General features: G+C 72.7%; 14 protein-coding genes and 1 pseudogene. 8 read left to right on the plus strand and 7 right to left on the minus strand.

Going from position 1 to position 16,312, the window contains the following annotated elements; translation table 11 throughout:
- Positions 1 to 49: 49 nt before the first annotated feature.
- The gene (locus tag WME98_RS20020) at positions 50 to 1,912 is read right to left on the minus strand and encodes a CotH kinase family protein (protein ID WP_437952722.1); all 1,863 of its coding nucleotides are present in this window, start codon (positions 1,910 to 1,912) and stop codon (positions 50 to 52) included.
- A 199-nt stretch (positions 1,913 to 2,111) separates the two neighbouring features.
- Here WME98_RS20020 and WME98_RS20025 point away from each other — a divergent pair, with 199 nt between their 5' ends.
- Positions 2,112 to 4,682 (plus strand): M1 family metallopeptidase, encoded by a 2,571-nt coding sequence (locus tag WME98_RS20025; protein ID WP_437952723.1) that lies wholly within the window; start codon positions 2,112 to 2,114, stop codon positions 4,680 to 4,682.
- A gap of 29 nt (positions 4,683 to 4,711) precedes the next feature.
- Here WME98_RS20025 and cysW read toward each other — a convergent pair whose 3' ends face one another.
- The 4 genes from cysW to WME98_RS20045 all read right to left on the minus strand — a co-directional run bounded on the left by cysW (position 4,712) and on the right by WME98_RS20045 (position 9,233).
- Entirely contained in the window at positions 4,712 to 5,614 is a 903-nt protein-coding gene (gene cysW / locus WME98_RS20030; protein ID WP_061622886.1) for a sulfate ABC transporter permease subunit CysW, read from the minus strand.
- Between the two features lie 30 nt (positions 5,615 to 5,644).
- Positions 5,645 to 6,565, minus strand: a complete 921-nt coding sequence (locus WME98_RS20035; RefSeq protein WP_437952724.1) for an ABC transporter permease — start codon at positions 6,563 to 6,565, stop codon at positions 5,645 to 5,647.
- Positions 6,565 to 7,629, minus strand: coding sequence for a sulfate ABC transporter substrate-binding protein (locus WME98_RS20040; RefSeq protein ID WP_437952725.1), 1,065 nt, complete (start codon positions 7,627 to 7,629; stop codon positions 6,565 to 6,567). Before WME98_RS20040 ends, WME98_RS20035 begins: the two co-directional genes overlap by 1 nt.
- A gap of 113 nt (positions 7,630 to 7,742) precedes the next feature.
- Entirely contained in the window at positions 7,743 to 9,233 is a 1,491-nt protein-coding gene (locus WME98_RS20045; RefSeq protein WP_437952726.1) for a hypothetical protein, read from the minus strand.
- A gap of 221 nt (positions 9,234 to 9,454) precedes the next feature.
- Between WME98_RS20045 and WME98_RS20050 the strand changes: the two genes are divergently transcribed.
- On the plus strand, positions 9,455 to 9,865 hold the full coding sequence (locus WME98_RS20050; protein WP_437952727.1) for a VOC family protein: 411 nt from the start codon (positions 9,455 to 9,457) through the stop codon (positions 9,863 to 9,865).
- A 205-nt stretch (positions 9,866 to 10,070) separates the two neighbouring features.
- Positions 10,071 to 11,126, plus strand: a complete 1,056-nt coding sequence (locus WME98_RS20055; protein WP_437952728.1) for a 2-isopropylmalate synthase — start codon at positions 10,071 to 10,073, stop codon at positions 11,124 to 11,126.
- 93 nt (positions 11,127 to 11,219) lie between these two features.
- On the opposite strand, the gene WME98_RS20060 is transcribed toward WME98_RS20055, so the two are convergent.
- Positions 11,220 to 11,549 carry a hypothetical protein gene (locus WME98_RS20060; protein ID WP_437952729.1) on the minus strand — a complete coding sequence of 110 codons (330 nt, stop codon included), beginning with the start codon at positions 11,547 to 11,549 and terminating at the stop codon, positions 11,220 to 11,222.
- Between the two features lie 78 nt (positions 11,550 to 11,627).
- On the opposite strand from WME98_RS20060, the gene WME98_RS20065 reads away from it, so the two are divergent.
- Together WME98_RS20065 and WME98_RS20070 are read left to right on the plus strand one after the other, a co-directional pair.
- Complete coding sequence (locus WME98_RS20065; RefSeq protein WP_437952730.1) at positions 11,628 to 11,846, plus strand: hypothetical protein; 219 nt, start codon at positions 11,628 to 11,630, stop codon at positions 11,844 to 11,846.
- A 32-nt stretch (positions 11,847 to 11,878) separates the two neighbouring features.
- Positions 11,879 to 12,151 carry a hypothetical protein gene (locus WME98_RS20070; RefSeq protein ID WP_437952731.1) on the plus strand — a complete coding sequence of 91 codons (273 nt, stop codon included), beginning with the start codon at positions 11,879 to 11,881 and terminating at the stop codon, positions 12,149 to 12,151.
- A 42-nt stretch (positions 12,152 to 12,193) separates the two neighbouring features.
- Here WME98_RS20070 and WME98_RS20075 read toward each other — a convergent pair whose 3' ends face one another.
- On the minus strand, positions 12,194 to 12,925 hold the full coding sequence (locus WME98_RS20075; protein ID WP_437952732.1) for a TetR/AcrR family transcriptional regulator: 732 nt from the start codon (positions 12,923 to 12,925) through the stop codon (positions 12,194 to 12,196).
- Positions 12,926 to 13,061: 136 nt separating this feature from the next.
- On the opposite strand from WME98_RS20075, the gene WME98_RS20080 reads away from it, so the two are divergent.
- The 3 genes and pseudogenes from WME98_RS20080 to WME98_RS20090 all read left to right on the plus strand — a co-directional run bounded on the left by WME98_RS20080 (position 13,062) and on the right by WME98_RS20090 (position 16,291).
- The gene (locus tag WME98_RS20080) at positions 13,062 to 14,726 is read left to right on the plus strand and encodes an FAD-dependent oxidoreductase (protein ID WP_437952733.1); all 1,665 of its coding nucleotides are present in this window, start codon (positions 13,062 to 13,064) and stop codon (positions 14,724 to 14,726) included.
- Between the two features lie 389 nt (positions 14,727 to 15,115).
- Positions 15,116 to 15,424: pseudogene (locus WME98_RS20085) on the plus strand (PAS domain-containing protein); the annotation flags it as partial.
- A gap of 87 nt (positions 15,425 to 15,511) precedes the next feature.
- The gene (locus tag WME98_RS20090) at positions 15,512 to 16,291 is read left to right on the plus strand and encodes a PAS domain S-box protein (RefSeq protein ID WP_437954012.1); all 780 of its coding nucleotides are present in this window, start codon (positions 15,512 to 15,514) and stop codon (positions 16,289 to 16,291) included.
- Positions 16,292 to 16,312 lie beyond the last annotated feature (21 nt).

Below are 16,312 nucleotides of genomic sequence, written 5' to 3' on the forward strand. Positions count from 1 at the left end.
GTGGCGCAACCGAACGGGCGAGGACGTCGCCGTGCGCCGGCGATCCTCGTCAAGGCAGCCTGCACACGTACGGCAGCTCGGCGTCGCACGGCATGTCGTTCCACAGCCCGCTGGCCCAGCTCGCCAGCTCCACGCAGTTCTCTCCGTCGCCGGCGTTGTTCGGCTCGCCGCCGGCCCAGCGCTCGTCGTCGTACGGCGTGCCGTCGGTCCACGCGAAGTCTCCCTCGGACTCCGCGTCGGTGAGCCCGATCCAGTAGTCGCCCGGCTGGACCGCGTCGGCGATCGAGACCACGAGATCCTGCGTCTCCGCGTCGTGGATGGACACGAGGTGCCCGCCCTGCGCGACGCAGTCGAGCTCCGCGTCCTCCCATGTCGCGGGCGCGAAGCAGAGCGCCAGGGAGCCGCCCTCCGGGAGCGCCAGCAGGCCGCAAGGCGGGCACGACGGGTCGTCGTCCACGCGCCCATCGCAGTTGTTGTCGATCAGGTCGCACAGCTCGGGGGCGCCCGGGTGCACCGACGCATCGCCGTCGTCGCAGTCTTCCCCGCAGCCGGACGAGAGGTCGCCGTCCGCGTCGATCCCCGAGGGGTCCGCGCAGGCGAGCGACGCCCGCACGTCGGCAGGACGGTCGTTCAGGAAGGCGATGGTGGCGTCGATCTGCGCGGCGACGACGTCGGAGCTCACCTCCCGGCGCGGATCCGCGAGCACGTCGTCCCAGATGAGGTCGCGCGCCGCCTCGGCGTCGCTCACGAGGTCGAGCGCCGACGCGCGCTCGAGGACGCGCTCGAACGCCGCGGCGAGCGCCTGCAGGCACGGCGGCGAGGCGGTGCACATCCGCTGGAGTCGGGCCTCGCCGCCGAAGGGATAAAGCGGGTCCGAGAAGGTCTGGTCGACGCCCCACGGCAAGAAGGTCCAGCGGCCGTCGTCCGGGCGTCGCGCGATGAAGTAGTTGTTGCGATACCAGGCATAACCGTCCCAGTGGCCGATGAAGGTCTCCGCGGCCGCGAACGCGAGGTAGCGCTCCATGTCGATGCGGCGCGACGCGTCGGCGAGGAACGTGTCCGGGCTCTCCATCTCGTCGAGCGCCTCCACGAGCTCCACGAGATCGGCGAACCCGACGTCGTCGCCGTTGTCCTGATCGAAGGTCGCGACGCTCGAGCGCTCGAGATCGCTCCCGTAAGCCCCCTCGTACAGGCTGCTCTTGTGGCCGCCGAACCATCGATCGAGAAAGCGAGGGTTATCCGCCGTCTCGACGGTGGCATACAGGCCATAGAGCGAGCCGTTCACCCAGACCGTCGCGTGGGCCGAGCGCGGCGCGGGCACGTCCACCGCGCGGAACAGCGCGTAGGCGAGGCGCTCGTGGATCATGCTCGGGTCCTGGACCATGTTGTTGAGCGCGAGCTTCTCCACCCCGAGCAGGGTCTGGTCGTCGGTGAACGCGTCGAATTTCAGCAGGAATGCGGCCTTCTGGTCCAGGGTCCGGAACGAGCCGTGGACGCCCTTGAGCCGCACGCCGATGTCGGCGAGCTCGATCACCTCGCCGTCCAGGGTCACCGTGAGCTCCCCGGGGACGTAGTCCTCGGGCGCGGCGTCGAGCCGATCGATCGACACCTGCGACAGCTCGATCTCGAACCGCGGGATGCTCGTTCCGGCGAAGAGCGGCGCTGCCGGATCGGGCGGCGGCGGCTCCTCCCCGCCGGCGCCGCCCGCGCCGCCGGTCCCACCGCCCGCGCCGCCCAGCCCGCCGGCGCCCGCGGCCCCTGCGTCGCCGCCGGAGCCGCCCGCGCCTGCGCTGACCGCGCTGCTGCCGTCCGGCCGGGGATCCACCGCGGCGTCGCCGCAGGCGACGAGCAGCGCAATCGACATCGCGAGCGGACCGGGCCAGCTCCAGGAGGGCGAAAATGACTTTCTCACGGTCATTCTCTTCTACATGCGTTGCTCGGTCCTTGCACGTCTCCTCGAGTCAGCGCGTCGAGCCGGGGTCCACGAGCCTCCAAACGCGGTGCGTCGCGCCCTACATCGGCCCTCTCCCGGCGAGGAGCACGAAACCGGCGGGGAGGGGAGCCAATCGACGGAGGGCCACGGCTTCTTCTTCCTCCATCGAGGTGTTCGAATGGACCTTGCCAGATCCTTTGTCCGCCCGGGGGCGCGGCTCGCCGCCGTCCTCCTGGCGTCGTTCGCGGCCGCGTGCTCCGGCGCCGATCCCGTCGCACCAGGCCAATCGCCGCCCGACGGCACGCAGCAGCCGCCGCCCGACACCGGGCCGCCGCCCGAGCCCGAGCCGCCGGCGGGCGCGGCTATCGACGTCCAGCGCTACGCGGTGACGGGAGAGTTCGACTGGAGCCGGGGGCGGCTGGTCGCGACGGTCGCGATGACGCTCCTGCCAGGCGACGACGGCCTGCGCTCTCTGCGCCTCGACAGCGCGGTGGCCGAGGTCAAGGCGGTCCGCCTGGCCGGCGGCGCCGACCTGCCCTACGCGGTCGACGCCGAGCCCGGGGCGCTTAGCATCGACGTCTCGCGCGTGCCCGGCATCGCGGCGGACCAGGCGATCACGCTCGAGATCGACTACGAGGCCGCCGAGGGCGAGGCGCTCCGCGCGATCCCCGCCCGCTGGGGGGACCCCGCCGCGTCGCGCGTGGTCTACACCATCTCGGAGCCGCTCAACGCCGCGCTCTGGCTGCCGTGCCACAACACGCCCGAGGACCGCGCCGTCTTCTCCATCGACCTCGCGATGGACGCGCACGAGACGATGATCGCGAACGGCGCGCTCGTCTCCGACGAGCAGGGCGCGTCCGGCCGTCGCATGAAGTACGCGACGGACTACACGGTGCCGACCTACCTCATGGCCTTCGCCATCGGCGACTTCGAGGTGGAGGGCACGATGAAGGGGAGCCTCCCCGTCTCGGTCTGGCACCGGCGCGGCGTCCCGGGCGACTACGGCCGCCTGCTCGACGAGGTGGTCCGCTCGATCGGCGTCTTCGAGGAGCTGCTCGTGCCCTATCCCTTCGAGAAGTACGCGGTGGTGCTCGTGCCGGAGTTCGGCGGGGGCATCGAGAACCTCGGCATCAGCTTCCAGGGGGAGCTCGGGAGCACCGCTCCGACGATGTCCGAAGACCTGAAGCTCACGATCCACGAGATCGGCCACCAGTGGTTCGGCGACCTCGTGACGGTCGAGAGCTGGGACGATCTGTGGATCAAGGAGGGCATGGCGACGTTGCTCGCGAGCGAGGGCGCGCGCGTCTACCTGGATGAGAGCGGCGAGGGGACGCTGAACGGCGACTCCTTCTCGGCCGGGTCGCACAACCCCATCGTGGATCCGGACCGCGCTCCCGCCGATAAGTACACGTCCGGGCCCTACGGCCGCGCTGCGTGGCTGCTCACCCAGATCCGGAGCCTCGTCGGGGAGGAGGCTTTTTGGGGCACGCTGCGCGACGTCCTCGACGACCACCGCTTCGGCGCCATCGGTACGGACGAGTTTCTCGACGCCTTCGCGGGGCCCCTCGGCCCCGACGCGGCCGCCCGCGCGCGGCGGGCGGTCCGGGCCAGCGCGCTCCCGCACCTCGATCTCGGGCGGTCGCCCTCCGGCGGCGTGCTCGTGACGTTGCGCGATCCGGATGGGGCGCTGGTTGCGCCGATCGATCTCCTCTGGATCGCGGACGACGGCACGACGCGCTCGCAGGTGCTCGAAGTCGACCAGGGCGTGGACGTCGCCCCGCAGCGGGAGGGCGAGCTGCTGATCCTCGACCCGCTCGACCGCCACGTCTCCTGGCACCACCTGGTCGATTTCAGCCTGCAACCGGACGACCTCCCGGCGCGCCTCTCCTCGTTTCGCCTTCCCACGAGCCCCTCGCAGGTCGCGCGCCTCCTCGAGGCCGGCGGCGTCCACCAGACGGCCGTCCTCGGCGCCGGCTTGCCGGAGCCCGTGACCCCGGACGCGTTCGCGGCCTTCCTCGACGGCCTCGACGCTGAGGACGCCAAGGCCATGGCGGTCTGGGTGGCGTGCATTCGGGCCGCGGATCCGGCGCTGGATCCAGCGCTGCGGGCGGCGTGGTCGAGCGCGCTCGCGCCGCTGCTCGCGGGGCCTCCCTACGCGCGGTGGACCGAGTTCACGCCGTGGCTGGAGTACGGGGCGTGCGGCGAGGTCGTCGATGTGCTGGCGCTCTACGCGGACGAGTGGTCAGCGCTCGCGGCGGGGCCCCCGGCCGGCGATCTCTCCGACGCGCACCTGAGGTTCCTGTACAACTTCGACCTGCCGCTCGAAACGGTGCTGTCGTCCTGGGGGAACGTCGCCAGGCAGTCCAGCTCGCTGCGCGCGCGCTCGCTCGCCACGACCCGGATCCGCACCGAGGCCGATCGCGCTCCGCCGGAGGATTTTCCCGCCTTCCGCGCCTTCTTCTCCGAGATCGTCGCGTCCACGGAGGTGCCCGATCTCCTCTCCGAGGCGCTCACAGGGCTGAGCCGCACGATGGCGCCCACCGCGGCGGAGAACGCGGAGGCCCTGGCCGCCCTGAGCCAGCAGCTGCGCACGGCGTCGACGACGCCGTTCGATGGATGGGTGGTGTGCGTCGCCTTCACGCTGACGCAGGGCGACGCCGCCGCGTGGAGCGAGTTCGTCAGCGGCCTCGACGGCGTGGAGCTCTCCCCCGAAGCCGTCGAGATGCTCGAGGACCTCGCCCGCTGCTGAGGGCGACTCCGCGCCTCGGCAACTCCGATCTATCCGCCGTCCTTCTTCTTCAGCTCGCCCTTGAACCGCCACTCCACCGCCGCCTTCACGGCCAGCGTGATCACCGAAACGCCGGCGAGGAGGCTGGCGACGGCGAACGCGGGCATGACGCGGACCATGTTGGCGTAATAGACGCGCTCGACGTGGAGCGGCAGCGTCACCTGATCCGACGAGCCCGCGGAGACCACGTACACGGCGCCGAACTCGCCCATCGCCCGGGCGGTGCAGAGGATGACGCCATACAGGAGGCCCCACCGGATGTTGGGCAGCGTGACGCGCCAGAAGATCTGCCACCCGTTCGCGCCGAGGACCCGGGCCACCTGCTCCTCCTCGCTCCCCTGGGCCTGCATCAGCGGGATGAGCTCGCGCGCGACGAACGGGAAGGTGATGAACACCGTGGCGAGCACGATGCCGGGCAAGGCGAAGATGACCCGGGTGGAGACGTCGAGGCTCGCGAACCCGAGGCTCACCGTGTAGGTCCGGTTCACGAACGCGCCGAAGAAGCCGTTGGCCCCGAAGAGCAGGACGAAGCACAGCCCGGCGACCACCGGCGAGATCGAGAACGGCAGATCGATCAGGGTGACGAGCAGGCTCCTGCCCCGGAACTCGAACTTGGTGATGGCCCACGCCGCCGCGACGCCGAACAGCGTGTTGAGCGGCACCGCGACGGCCGTGGTGAGGAGCGTGAGCGCCGCCGCGCGGAACGTCGCGCGGTCGAAGACCGCCTGTCCATAGGCGCTCAGGCCCTCGCTGAAGGCGTGCCAGAACACCACCCCGAGCGGCAGGACCAGGAACACGCCGACGAGGATCACACACAGGCCGATCAGCAGCCGGCGCGCTCCGCGGCCACCGGCGGTGTCCTCGCGGCCTGTCTGGGGGCGGGGGGCGAGCATCGCGCGACTCAAGTCCACCGGCCGCGGGCGTCAGCCCGCCGCCCTGCCCGCATGGCCGCGCGCGGCGGCGCGCTGGAGCAGGTTGATCGCGAAGAGGAGCGCGAACGACGCCCCGAGCAAGAGGACCGCGACCGCCGTCGCGTCGGCGTAGGTGCCCGTCTCGTTCACCTCGATCATCTTGATGATCACCTGGGACGCGATCTCGGTGTCCGGCCGGTTGCCCGAGATGAAGATCACCGACCCGTACTCGCCGAGGCCGCGCGCGAGCGCCAGCGCGAACCCGGTGAGGAGCGCCGGCGCGAGCTCCGGCAGGACCACGGCGCGGAAGATCTGGAATCGGCTGGCGCCGAGCGTCGCCGCCGCCTCCTCGACATCGCGGCTCAGGTCCTCGATCACCGGCTGCACCGTGCGCACGACGAACGGCAGGCCGACGAAGGCCATCGCGATCACCACGCCGAGCGGCGCCAGGGAGATCCGGTCGTACACCGTCCACGCGATCGGCGATTCGCGCCACCCGCCGGCCGCGAACCCGCGCCAGACGGGCCACGGGTACCGGAAACCCACGCTGGAGAGCGCCCCGCCGAGCAAACCGCCCTCGGCGTACAGCGTGGAGAGCGCGATCCCGGCCACGGCCGTGGGGAGCGCGAACGGCAGGTCGATCACCGCGTCGATGACGCGCGCGAACGGGAAGGTGTACCGGCCGAGCACCCACGCGATGAGCAGGCCCACGACGACGTTGAGGAGCGCCGCGGCGATCGAGGCGCCCAGCGTGAACCGGACGGCCGCGGCGACCCAGCCGCTCGTGATCACCGCGAAGAAGCGACCCCACCCGAGCTCCGCCGTCTTCAGGAACAGGGCGGAGAGCGGCAGGAGGACGACGAGGCTCAGGTAGAGCACCGCGACGCCCAGGGAGAGCGAGAACCCGGGGAGCACGCGCGCGCCGCGCGACATCACTTCTTCCGCATCTTGTCGAGCTCGGCCCCCTGGCCGAAATGGACGCTCATCACCGTCGGCCAGTCGGCGAAATGGTCCTTGAACCGGAACAGCGCGAGGGGCCTCAGCCGGTCCGCGTGCTTCTTCGCGATCACCTCGCTGTACGGGCGGTTGTAGCGCTTCGCGATGAGCTCCTGGCCCTCGTCGGAGAAGTGGAACTCCACGTACGCCTCGGCGACGTCCTTGACGCCGTGCCGCTCGGCGACCTTGTCGACGACCGCGAGGGGGACCTCGATCGTGATCGAGTCCGAGGGGACGACGACCTCGAACTGGTCGGCCGTCGCCGGGTCGGCCGCGATCTGGAGGATCTCGTTCTCCCAGCCGAAGAGGACGTCGCCCGTGCGCTGCACGATGAAGCGCGTCGACGAGCCGCGCATGGCCGGGTCGAGGATGGCGTCGTCGTAGACCTTGGCCGTGAACTCGCGCGCCGCGGCCTCCGCCTCCGCGTCGTTCCGGCCCTCGGCCTTCGCCTTGCGCGCGGCGTGCGCCCAGGTCGACAGGTAGATCCACCGCGCCCCGCCGCCGGTCTTCGGATCCGGGCACAGCGACACCACCTCGGGCCGCGCGAGGTCCTCCCAGGCCTTCACCTGCTTGGGGTTGCCCTTGCGGACCAGGAAGATGACGGCCGACGTGTACGGCACCGAGCCGTTCGGCAGCCGATCGCGCCAGGTCGCGGGCAAAAGGCCCGCCTTGGCGATGGTGTCGACGTCGAAGTCGACCGACAGGGCGGCCACGTCCGTCTCCTTGCCGGCGGCGATGTCGCGCGCCTGCTTGCCCGACGGGCCGTGATCGGTCTCCACGTCGACGTCCCTGCCGGTCTTCTGCTTGTACCACCGCTCGAACGCGGGATTGAGCTCCTGGTAGAGCTCGCGGGTGGGGTCGTAGGACGCGACCGAGAGCTTCGCGACCCGGCCCTCCGCGCTCCCCTCGGCCGCGGTCGTCGTCTTCTTCTCCTCGCACCCGACGGCGGAGAGGAGCAGGGCGCCCAGCGCGAGCGCGAAACGGAGCGAGGTTGTCTTCATCGTCTCATCCTGGGTGGAAAGGGCGGCAACTCTACCGCCGGACAGGGCCCTTGTCGCGAGGAGCGCCCCGCGCTCTCCGGCGGAGCGGGGCGGCGGCCGCCGGGCGCTCGCGCTCAGGGCGGCGCGAGCCTGACCGCGACCGGCGACAGCTGCTCCTCGACGACGTCGAGGCCCACGCCGAGCTGCCCGTCGGTGTTCTCGCCCCAGCAGAGCACCTCGCCGGTCGTCCGCAGCGCGCACGTGTGGTGATAGCCGGCCGCGAGCTGCGCCACGCCGTCGATGGGCACGTCGACCGGCTGCGACGACAGCCCTGGCTTCCCGTGGCCGAGGGCGCCGACGCCCCACATCTTGAGGCCCCGCGCGGCGCCGGACACCGCGCCGCTCCGCTCGCGGCCGACGTCGATGGTCGCGGCCTGAGGCACGGCGACGAGCGTGGGCTCTGGCACGGGCCCGTAGCGGTCGGCGCCCACCGCGCCGTTGTAGTCGTTGCCGAAGCAGTAGACCTCCACGCCCTTGCGCGCGCAGGTGTGCCGGTCGCCCGCGGCCACCTCGTCGACCCCCGCGGTGAGCGGCGCCGCGACCTCCACCGCAGAGGTGGCGTTCTCGCGGGCCCCGGCGAAGCCGAGCTGTCCGTCGAAGTTCCGGCCCCAGCAGAGGAGGCCTCGGTCGGAGGCCTTGATGGCGCAGGTGTGATCCTGGCCGGCGGAGACCTGCCGGATGTCGCTCTGGATGAAGTCCGGGGTGCCCGTCTGCGGCGACTCCCCGTTGCCGAGCTGGCCCTCGTCGTCGGCGCCCCAGCAGTAGAGCTCGTCGCCCGTCTTCACCGCGCACGAGTGCGCCGCGCCGAGCGAGAGCTGCACGACGTTGATCAGGCTCGGCACCCGCGCCGGCTCGCTCGCCGAGTAGAACGAGCCGTTGCCGAGCTGTCCCAGCGTGCCGCGCCCCCAGCAGGTGACCGTCGTGTCCTCCAGGATCGCGCACGAGTGGGCAGGGAACTGGTCGTCGTCGCGCGCGAACCCGCCGCCCGCCGCCACATGGATGGCCTTGCCGGGGAGGGCGACCTGCGCCGGCACGGGGACGACCGGCTCGCTGTCCGGCTTCCCCGACTCGGAGAACGCGTTTCTGCCCCAGCACCACACGCTGCCGTCCCGCCGGAGCACGCACGTGTGGGCGAACCCGGCCGAGATCTCGACCGGGTCGTTGCAGAAGGCGCCCTCGTCGCCCTTCACGCACTCCGTCGCGCAGCGGTTGCCGCAGGCGCCGCAGTGCTCGTGGGCGCTCGCGCTCGTCTCGCAGCCCGGGGCCGCGGTGTCGCAGTCCAGGAAGCCGGCGTCGCAGGCGACGCCGCAGACGCCCGCCTCGCACGTCGGCGTCTCGTTCTCCGCGGCGGGGCAGTCGTCCGGCGAGGCGCACGCGTCGCCCTTGCCGCCCGCGCCGCCTCCGGCGCCCGCGCCGCCCGCGCCGCCCGCGCCGCCCGCGCCGCCGTGGCCGGCGTCGCCGCCTGTGCCCGTCGCGAAGTTCCGCTCGGAGGGCGAGCAGCCGGCGCAGAGCGCGAGCGTGAAGAGCGCCAGCGAGTTCGTCAGCAAGCGAGGCATGTACGTCATCGAAGCTCCTGAAGCGGCAGGTGTCCCGGAGCAGCAGGTTGCTCCTGGAACAGCTTTTTACGCTGCCGCTGCCCGCGCGCAAAGCGCGTCTCTTCGGCAAGATCCGGACGCCCGCCGGCGTTGGATCGCCCCGCGCCGGAGCGTCGGCGCGCTGGTTTGGGGGAGACGCCTCTGGCGGCGCCGCGTAAGGTCGCTGCGCCATCCGGCAGGAGGGAGATCGCATGCACCGGAGTCGTCTTTGTGCTCTCGTGATTGACTGCAAGGTGGATGACGTCGACGCCGCGGCGGACTTCTGGGGCCGCGCCTTCGGCAAGCCCGTCAAGAAGGCCGCTCCGGACGCGGGCGGCTACCGCGAGCTCGAGACCCGGGACGATGAGCTCATCGTCCTCGTGCAGCAGGTCGAGCACCCGAGCCGGACGCACCTCGACATCGAGACGGACGACCTCGACGCCGAGGTGCGGCGGCTCGAGGCGCTCGGGGCGCGGCGCGTGGAGTTCATCAAGCGCTGGTGGGTGATGGAGGCGCCGACGGGCCAGCGGTTCTGCGTCGTCCGCCCGCAGCGCGGCCCGCTCGAGGCGCACGGCAACGCCAACGTCTGGAGCGACGATCCCGGCAAACCGGGCGCGCAGTGAGCCGGGGCGCGCGGCGCGCCGGGCGCGCGGTGAGCCGGGGCGCGCGGCGGGCGCGGCGCGCAGATCGAGGCTCGGGCGGCGTCCGCCGGAGGAGATCGGGACCTGCTCCGACGGCCGACATGAAGTAACCTTCCCCCCGCGCCGGTCGACGCGGCGCGCTGTGCATGCGCCACGCCGAGATCCCCCGCGACATGACATGCAGCGCATGAGCACCGACGGCCGGGATCCCGGCGCCGCGGCCCTGTTCGACTGGAATCGCGCGGAGCCCGCGCCGGCGGAGCGCCGGCTCCCGCCGGGCGGCGTGCCCGCCGAGGCCTGGGCCGCTGCCCGCGCCGAGGACGAGGCGTGGCTGCCCTTCGAGCGGGCGGCCCGGCCGGTCGAGGTGCTCGACGAGACGCTGCGCGACGGCATCCAGGGCGTCTCCACGGTGAACCCGCCGAGCGCGCAGAAGATCGAGCTGCTCCAGGCGATGGCGAGCGTCGGCGTCGACGCGGTGAACCTCGGCATCCCCGCGGCCGGGCCGCGCCAGTTCGAGGACGCCTGCCTGCTCGCCCGCGAGATCGTCTCGTCCCGGCTGCCGCTCGCCTTGACCGCGGCCGCGCGCACGACCGCCGCGGACATCGAGGAGGTCGCCCGCGTGGCCGAGCGCGCCGGGGCGCCGATGGTGGTCTACGCGTTCATCGGCAGCTCGCCGATCCGGCATTTCGTCGAGGGGTGGGGCCCCGATTTCCTGGCCCGCAGCGTCGAGGCCGCCGGGCGGGCCGCCGCCGCGGCCGGCCTGCCCTTCTGCCTCGTCGCCGAGGACGCGACCCGCGCGCCTCCCGGCATGCTCCACACGCTCTTCCGCGCCGCGGTGGACGCCGGCGCCGCGCGCCTCTGCCTGTGCGACACGACCGGCCACGTCACCCCGCCCGGGGTGGCGGCGCTCGTCGCGTTCGCCCGGCGCGAGCTCGCCGCCCTGGGCGCGCCCGGGATCGAGCTCGACTGGCACGGCCACAACGACCGCGGGCTCGGCCTCTCCGCCGCGCTCTGGGCGGCGGCGTGCGGGGTCGAGCGGGTCCACGCCACGGCGCTCGGCGTCGGGGAGCGGGTGGGCAACAGCTGCCTCGAGCTGCTCCTCGACAACCTTGGTCGCCTCGGCGCACGCGCCCCGGTGCCGCGCGAGCGCCTCGCCGCGTACTGCGCGGTCGCCTCGCGCGCCCTCGCCTGGCCCATCCCGCCGGACCACCCCATCGCGGGGGCGCTCGCCCGCCGCGGGTGACGCGCACCCCGGCGCGGGTGACGGCGCTCCTGGGCCGGGGGTGACGCGCTCCTCGGCGGCGCGACGTCGCCCCTCGGCGGGGCGCGACGGCGTTCACCCGCCGGGCGTGGCCTTGCCGCCGCCGACGCGCGCCAGGGCGGCGTGGACGATCGGCGCCGCGGGCGCGAGCGCGTCCGCGAGCTCGCCGACGCGGGCGGCGGCGCGCTCGGCGCGGGCCCACGCCGACGAGAAGCCGAGCGTGCCCGGCGGGTGGGCCGCGGCCAGGGCGATCGCCTGCCGCAGATCGTCGCCCACCGCCGCGATGGCGTGGAGATCTGCCACGCTCGCCCCCCGCGCGCGCGCCGCGGCGTAGAGCGCGCGCACGATGCCGAGCAGGTCGCGGGCGGCCTCCAGCGGGAAGGGGTCGTGGCGGATCGAGAGCACGCCGGCCGCAGATCACGGATGCCGGGGCGGGGCGTCAAGCCGGGCGCGGCTCGTACGCCGCGGCTCGAAGATTGCACGATGCAGTGGCTCGACGGTTGCAGTGAACGGTTGCTGGAGGAGCACATGAACAACCGCACGCAGGAGCTCGCAAAGACGGACGTACCCGGCGGCGACGAGGAGGTCCCGCTGCCGCCGAACCCGGGTGACCCTGGGCCGGAGCAGCCCGAGCCGCCCTCGCCCGACCCCACCCAGGACCCGCGCATCCCGCCGCAGGGCGACTTCCCGCGCGGGGTCTGAGCCGCGCGCGATGCGCGCGATGGAGAAAGCCCATGGACGAGCAGAAGATCCAGGAGATCAAGAAAGAGGCCGCGCGGCAGGCGGCGGTGGGCGCCTCGGGCGGGATGGAGGGGCCTGACGAGCACGAGGAGCCGAGCGACATGCCCAAGCCGCCGGTGGCCATCGAGGCGGCCACGGCGGCGCAGGAGGACGGCGACCGGCAGCCGAACGGGACCGGGAACGTACCCGCGGCGTCGAGAGCGGCCGAGCGCGGCCTCGGACCGACCCAGGGCGCGCCGGCGGTGAAGCCGCACGGCGGCCGCTGAACGCGACGATCCCGGCCTTGCGGCAGGTCTCCTCCGGGGCCGTCACGCGCCGGCCTGCTTCTTCTTCCCTCTCCGGGCCGCCCGCGGCCTCGCCGGAGGCTTCGGCCGCGGCCCGTACGCGCGGAGGAACATCTCCAGGTTCTCGTCGACGATGGCGTCGATCTGCGACGGCGCGAGCGGCAGCGTGCCGTAGACCGAGACGTCCTGCGCCTCCGCCGAGAGGAGCGCGATGAACTGGCGCGCGGCGCGCTCCGGCTTCGCCACGTCGAGCCGGCCGCGCTCGGTCTCGCGCGCCAGATAGCCGACGAGGCGGATCATGAACCGCAGCGGTCCACCTTGCGCCCACGCGAGGCGGAGCTGCGGATAGCGCGCGACCTCGGACACCACGAGCCGCCGGAACGCGGAGAGATCCTCGCGGAACACCCACGCCAGCAGGCGCCGCCCGAGCTGGCCGAGCGCGACCGCCGGCTCGGCGTCGGTGGCGAAGAGCTCGTCGAACGCCCGCTCCTGCTCGGCCGACGCCGCGCCCTGCACGCCCTCGATCACCGCGAAGAAGAGGCGCTCCTTGTCGCCGAAGTGGTTGTAGATCGTCTGCTTCGACACGCCCGCCTCGGCGGCGATGGTGTCGACGCTCGCGCGCGAGACGCCCTCGCGCAGGAACACGCGCTTCGCCGCCTCCACGATGGCGGCGTGCTTCACGGGCGAGCCCGCGGCGGGGGGAGCCGAGGCGCCCTCGCGCGCAGGCCTGGGGTCGAGCCGCTTCCGGGTTGACATTTGGACTCACCAGTCCAATCTGTTGGACTGCCGAGTCCAACCGTAGACCATCGCCGCCGCGCGCTCACCCGAAAAGCGCGCGCGCGCCGGCCTGGGCTCGCGCTGCGCACCGCCACCCTGCGAGCGAGGTGAAGGCATGGATCACGATCCTACCGAGAGCGAGCCGCCGGTCCCCGTCCTGATCGTCGGCGGAGGCGTCGTCGGCCTCTCGGCCGCGCTGTTCCTGCGCCGTCACGGCGTCGACGTGACGCTGGTCGAGCGCCACGCGGGCACGTCGATCCACCCGCGCGCGCGCGGCGTGAACGCCCGCACGATGGAGCTCTATCGCGAGCTCGGCCTCGAGCCGGCCATCCGCGAGGCGGGCGAAAAGACACCGATCCACCTGGGCTTCCTCTTCGGCGAGACGCTCGCGCAGGCGATCGACGCGCCGGTCGGCAAGCTCTTGCGCCGGCTCTTCCGCGCGCTGCTCGGGCGCGAGATCGGGCTCGGATCGGCGAGCCCCACGCGCGCCTGCCGGATCACGCAGGATCTGCTCGAGCCGGTGCTCGCGGCCGCGGCCCGCGAGCGCGGCGCGCGCCTGTCGTTCTCGACCGAGCTCGTCTCGTTCGAGCAGGACGACGAGCGCGTGCGCGCCGTGCTGCGCGATCGGGCGACCGGGGCCACGCGGCGCGTCTGCGCGAGCTACCTCGTGGCGGCGGACGGCGCGAGGAGCCCGGTGCGGCAGGCGCTCGGCGTCTCCACGAGCGGCCGCGGATCGCTGGGCCATCTGCTCAACGTCCTCTTCGAGGCCGATCTCGCCGACTTCGTCCGAGATCGGGAGTTCAGCCTCGCGATCGTCCACCACCCCGAGGTGCGCGGCCTCTTCGCCGCCATCGACAACCGCGCGCGCTGGGTGTTCCACCTCGTGTACGACCCGGCGCGCGAGTCGCCGAAGGACTACCCGCCCGAGCGCTGCGCCTCGCTCGTGCAAAAGGCGCTCGGCGCGGGCGAGGTGCCGATCCGGATCGAGAGCGTTTTGCCGTGGGAGTCGGCGTCCCGCGTCGCCGATCGTTACCGGGTCGGGCGCGTCTTCCTCGCGGGAGACGCCGCGCACCTCATGCCTCCGTGGGGCGGCATGGGCGCGAACACCGGAGTCGCCGACGCTCACGATCTCGCGTGGAAGCTCGCGTTGGTGCTCCGCGGCGAGGCGCGCCCCGCCCTGCTCGACACGTACGAAGCGGAGCGCCGGCCCGTCGCCGTCGTGGCGGCGGAGGACTCGGCGAACAACGCCGACGAGCAGGGCCTCATGGCGCGCGCCGCGTTCTCGAAGACGCTCGGCCTCGATCGCCGCTCGATCTGGGGGCGCCTGACCGGCCGGACGCCGCCGAGCCCGGGGCGCTGGCACAAGCTCCTCGGCGTCGGATACCGATATGGATCCGCGGCGATCACGGCGGATGGGCGCGCGGCGCGCTTCCGGCTCGACGGCCGCCCGGGCACGCGAGTGCCGCACGCGTGGATCGCGCGCGACGGAGAGCGGGAGTCGACGCTGGACCTGATCGACGGGCGCTTCACGCTGGTCGCCGGGCGCGAGGCCGCGGCGTGGGGCGAAGCGGCGCGCGCGATCGGGGCGACCGTCGGCGTGCTGCGCGCGGGGATCGATTTCGAGGACGAGCGCGACCGCTGGCAGCGGCTCGCGGGGATCGGGCGGCGCGGGGCGCTGCTGGTGCGACCCGATGGCGTGGTGGCGTGGCGGGCGCGGGGCGAGGAGCAGGACGCAGCGTCGGTGTTGAGAGGCGCGCTCGCGCGGGCGCTCGGGGGGTAGAGAGCTCGCGCGGCGGGCCGCCGGGATCGCGCTCTCGTGCGCGGGCCGGCATCGCTGCTGTCCCCACTGTGACAGCGCCGCTCCTGCAAGCGCGGCTGTCCTCACTGTGAGCATGGCGCATTGGCGATTGGGCTGTCCCCGCTGTGACGACGGTGACGGGCAATGAATGCTGTCTTCCAGAGACGGCCCATCGGTAGTAACGTCGTGGCCAGAGGCGACGTGTCCACCGCCGTTGCCTGAAATCAGCCAGCCTTGGGGGGAGTACGATGGATGCTCACGATACGGCGATCCATTCGCATCATGGCGAGCTTGCTGCCCTGCGCGCTCGTGTGTCCAAGCTGGAGCAGATCGAGCGGGATCTGCGCGCCGAGCTGCGTCGTGTGTACTTGATGCAGGAGGCGGCGCCCTACCTGATCCAGGTCCGCGATCCGGTCGAGCAACGCTGGATCTATGAGAATCGCTCGCTGGCCCGCGAGCTCGGATACACAGACGACGGCGCGAACCCCGGCGGCCTCGATGCGTTCATGACGCTGGCGCACCCCGACGACCAGCCCCGCATCCGCGAGCAGCTCAATCGTGCGAGGTGTGGTGTCGAAAGCGACATGACGGAGCTCGAGGTCCGGCTGCGCAGAGCGGACGGATCGTGGTGCTGGCTTACGAGGCGCGACATCGTCCTCGAGCGCGACGGCGCCGGGACGCCGCGACAGACCATGAGCGTGATTCACGACATCACCGACCAGAAGGAGAGAGAGGCGGAGCAGCGCCGACAGGCCGAGGATCTCAGCGTGTCCAAGAGGCTGGTCGATCATGCTCTGGACGGCATCACCCTGACCGCGATGAACGGCGAGGTGGTCTACGCCAACCTCGCCTTCAAGACGATGAGCGGCTTTGGCGACGGTGCGGTCGGCCGCGGGCTGATCGACTTCTACTCGCCGGAGAGCTTCACCCAGCTCTCCACCGAAGTCCTACCGGCCCTGGCGAGGGACGGCGCGTGGCGCGGCGTCCTGAAGATCCGTCGCCCGGACGGGAGCGAGTGGATGGGACAGACCAGCGCCTTCGTGATCTCGAGCCCGGCGGGGGAGCCGACGGGCATGGCGGCGTTCTTCAGGGACATCACCGAGCAGCTCCGGTACGAGCAGGAGACGCTCGCGCAGATGCAGGTGATCCAGGCGCAGCAGGCGGCGCTCCGGGAGCTCGGCACGCCGCTCATCCCGATCGCCGAGGGGGTGATCGCGATGCCGCTCGTCGGGGCGATCGACCGGGAGCGCGCGCAGCAGATCCTGGAGACGCTGCTCTGCGCGCTCGGCGAGAGGCACGCCGCGGTGGCGATCCTCGACATCACCGGCGTGAAATCCGTGGACGGCGAGGTCGCCGCTGCGCTGGTCCGCGTCGCGCAGGCGGCGAGGCTGCTCGGCGCCGACGTGGTGTTGACGGGCATCCGCCCCGTCGTCGCACAGGCGCTGGTCGAGCTGGGCGCCGAGCTCCGCGGCCTCGTCACCTGCGGTACCCTGCAAAGCGGCATCGCCTACGCGCTGAAGCGCAAGGCGCGCCCGAACACCGCATGATCGCCCGCGCCGCTCTCGACG

The organism is Sorangium sp. So ce296, assembly GCF_051529605.1.
Taxonomy (GTDB): Bacteria; Myxococcota_A; Polyangia; order Polyangiales; family Polyangiaceae; genus Sorangium; species Sorangium cellulosum_D.

Excerpts from the sequence above, each read along its gene's own strand:
- WME98_RS20025 (WP_437952723.1), top strand. The coding sequence starts at position 2,112 with ATGGACCTTGCCAGATCCTTTGTCCGCCCGGGGGCGCGGCTCGCCGCC.
- cysW (WP_061622886.1), bottom strand. The coding sequence starts at position 5,614 with ATGCTCGCCCCCCGCCCCCAGACAGGCCGCGAGGACACCGCCGGTGGC.
- WME98_RS20035 (WP_437952724.1), bottom strand. The coding sequence starts at position 6,565 with ATGTCGCGCGGCGCGCGCGTGCTCCCCGGGTTCTCGCTCTCCCTGGGC.
- WME98_RS20040 (WP_437952725.1), bottom strand. The coding sequence starts at position 7,629 with ATGAAGACAACCTCGCTCCGTTTCGCGCTCGCGCTGGGCGCCCTGCTC.
- WME98_RS20045 (WP_437952726.1), bottom strand. The coding sequence starts at position 9,233 with ATGACGTACATGCCTCGCTTGCTGACGAACTCGCTGGCGCTCTTCACG.
- WME98_RS20050 (WP_437952727.1), top strand. The coding sequence starts at position 9,455 with ATGCACCGGAGTCGTCTTTGTGCTCTCGTGATTGACTGCAAGGTGGAT.
- WME98_RS20055 (WP_437952728.1), top strand. The coding sequence starts at position 10,071 with ATGAGCACCGACGGCCGGGATCCCGGCGCCGCGGCCCTGTTCGACTGG.
- WME98_RS20065 (WP_437952730.1), top strand. The coding sequence starts at position 11,628 with ATGCAGTGGCTCGACGGTTGCAGTGAACGGTTGCTGGAGGAGCACATG.
- WME98_RS20070 (WP_437952731.1), top strand. The coding sequence starts at position 11,879 with ATGGACGAGCAGAAGATCCAGGAGATCAAGAAAGAGGCCGCGCGGCAG.
- WME98_RS20075 (WP_437952732.1), bottom strand. The coding sequence starts at position 12,925 with ATGTCAACCCGGAAGCGGCTCGACCCCAGGCCTGCGCGCGAGGGCGCC.
- WME98_RS20080 (WP_437952733.1), top strand. The coding sequence starts at position 13,062 with ATGGATCACGATCCTACCGAGAGCGAGCCGCCGGTCCCCGTCCTGATC.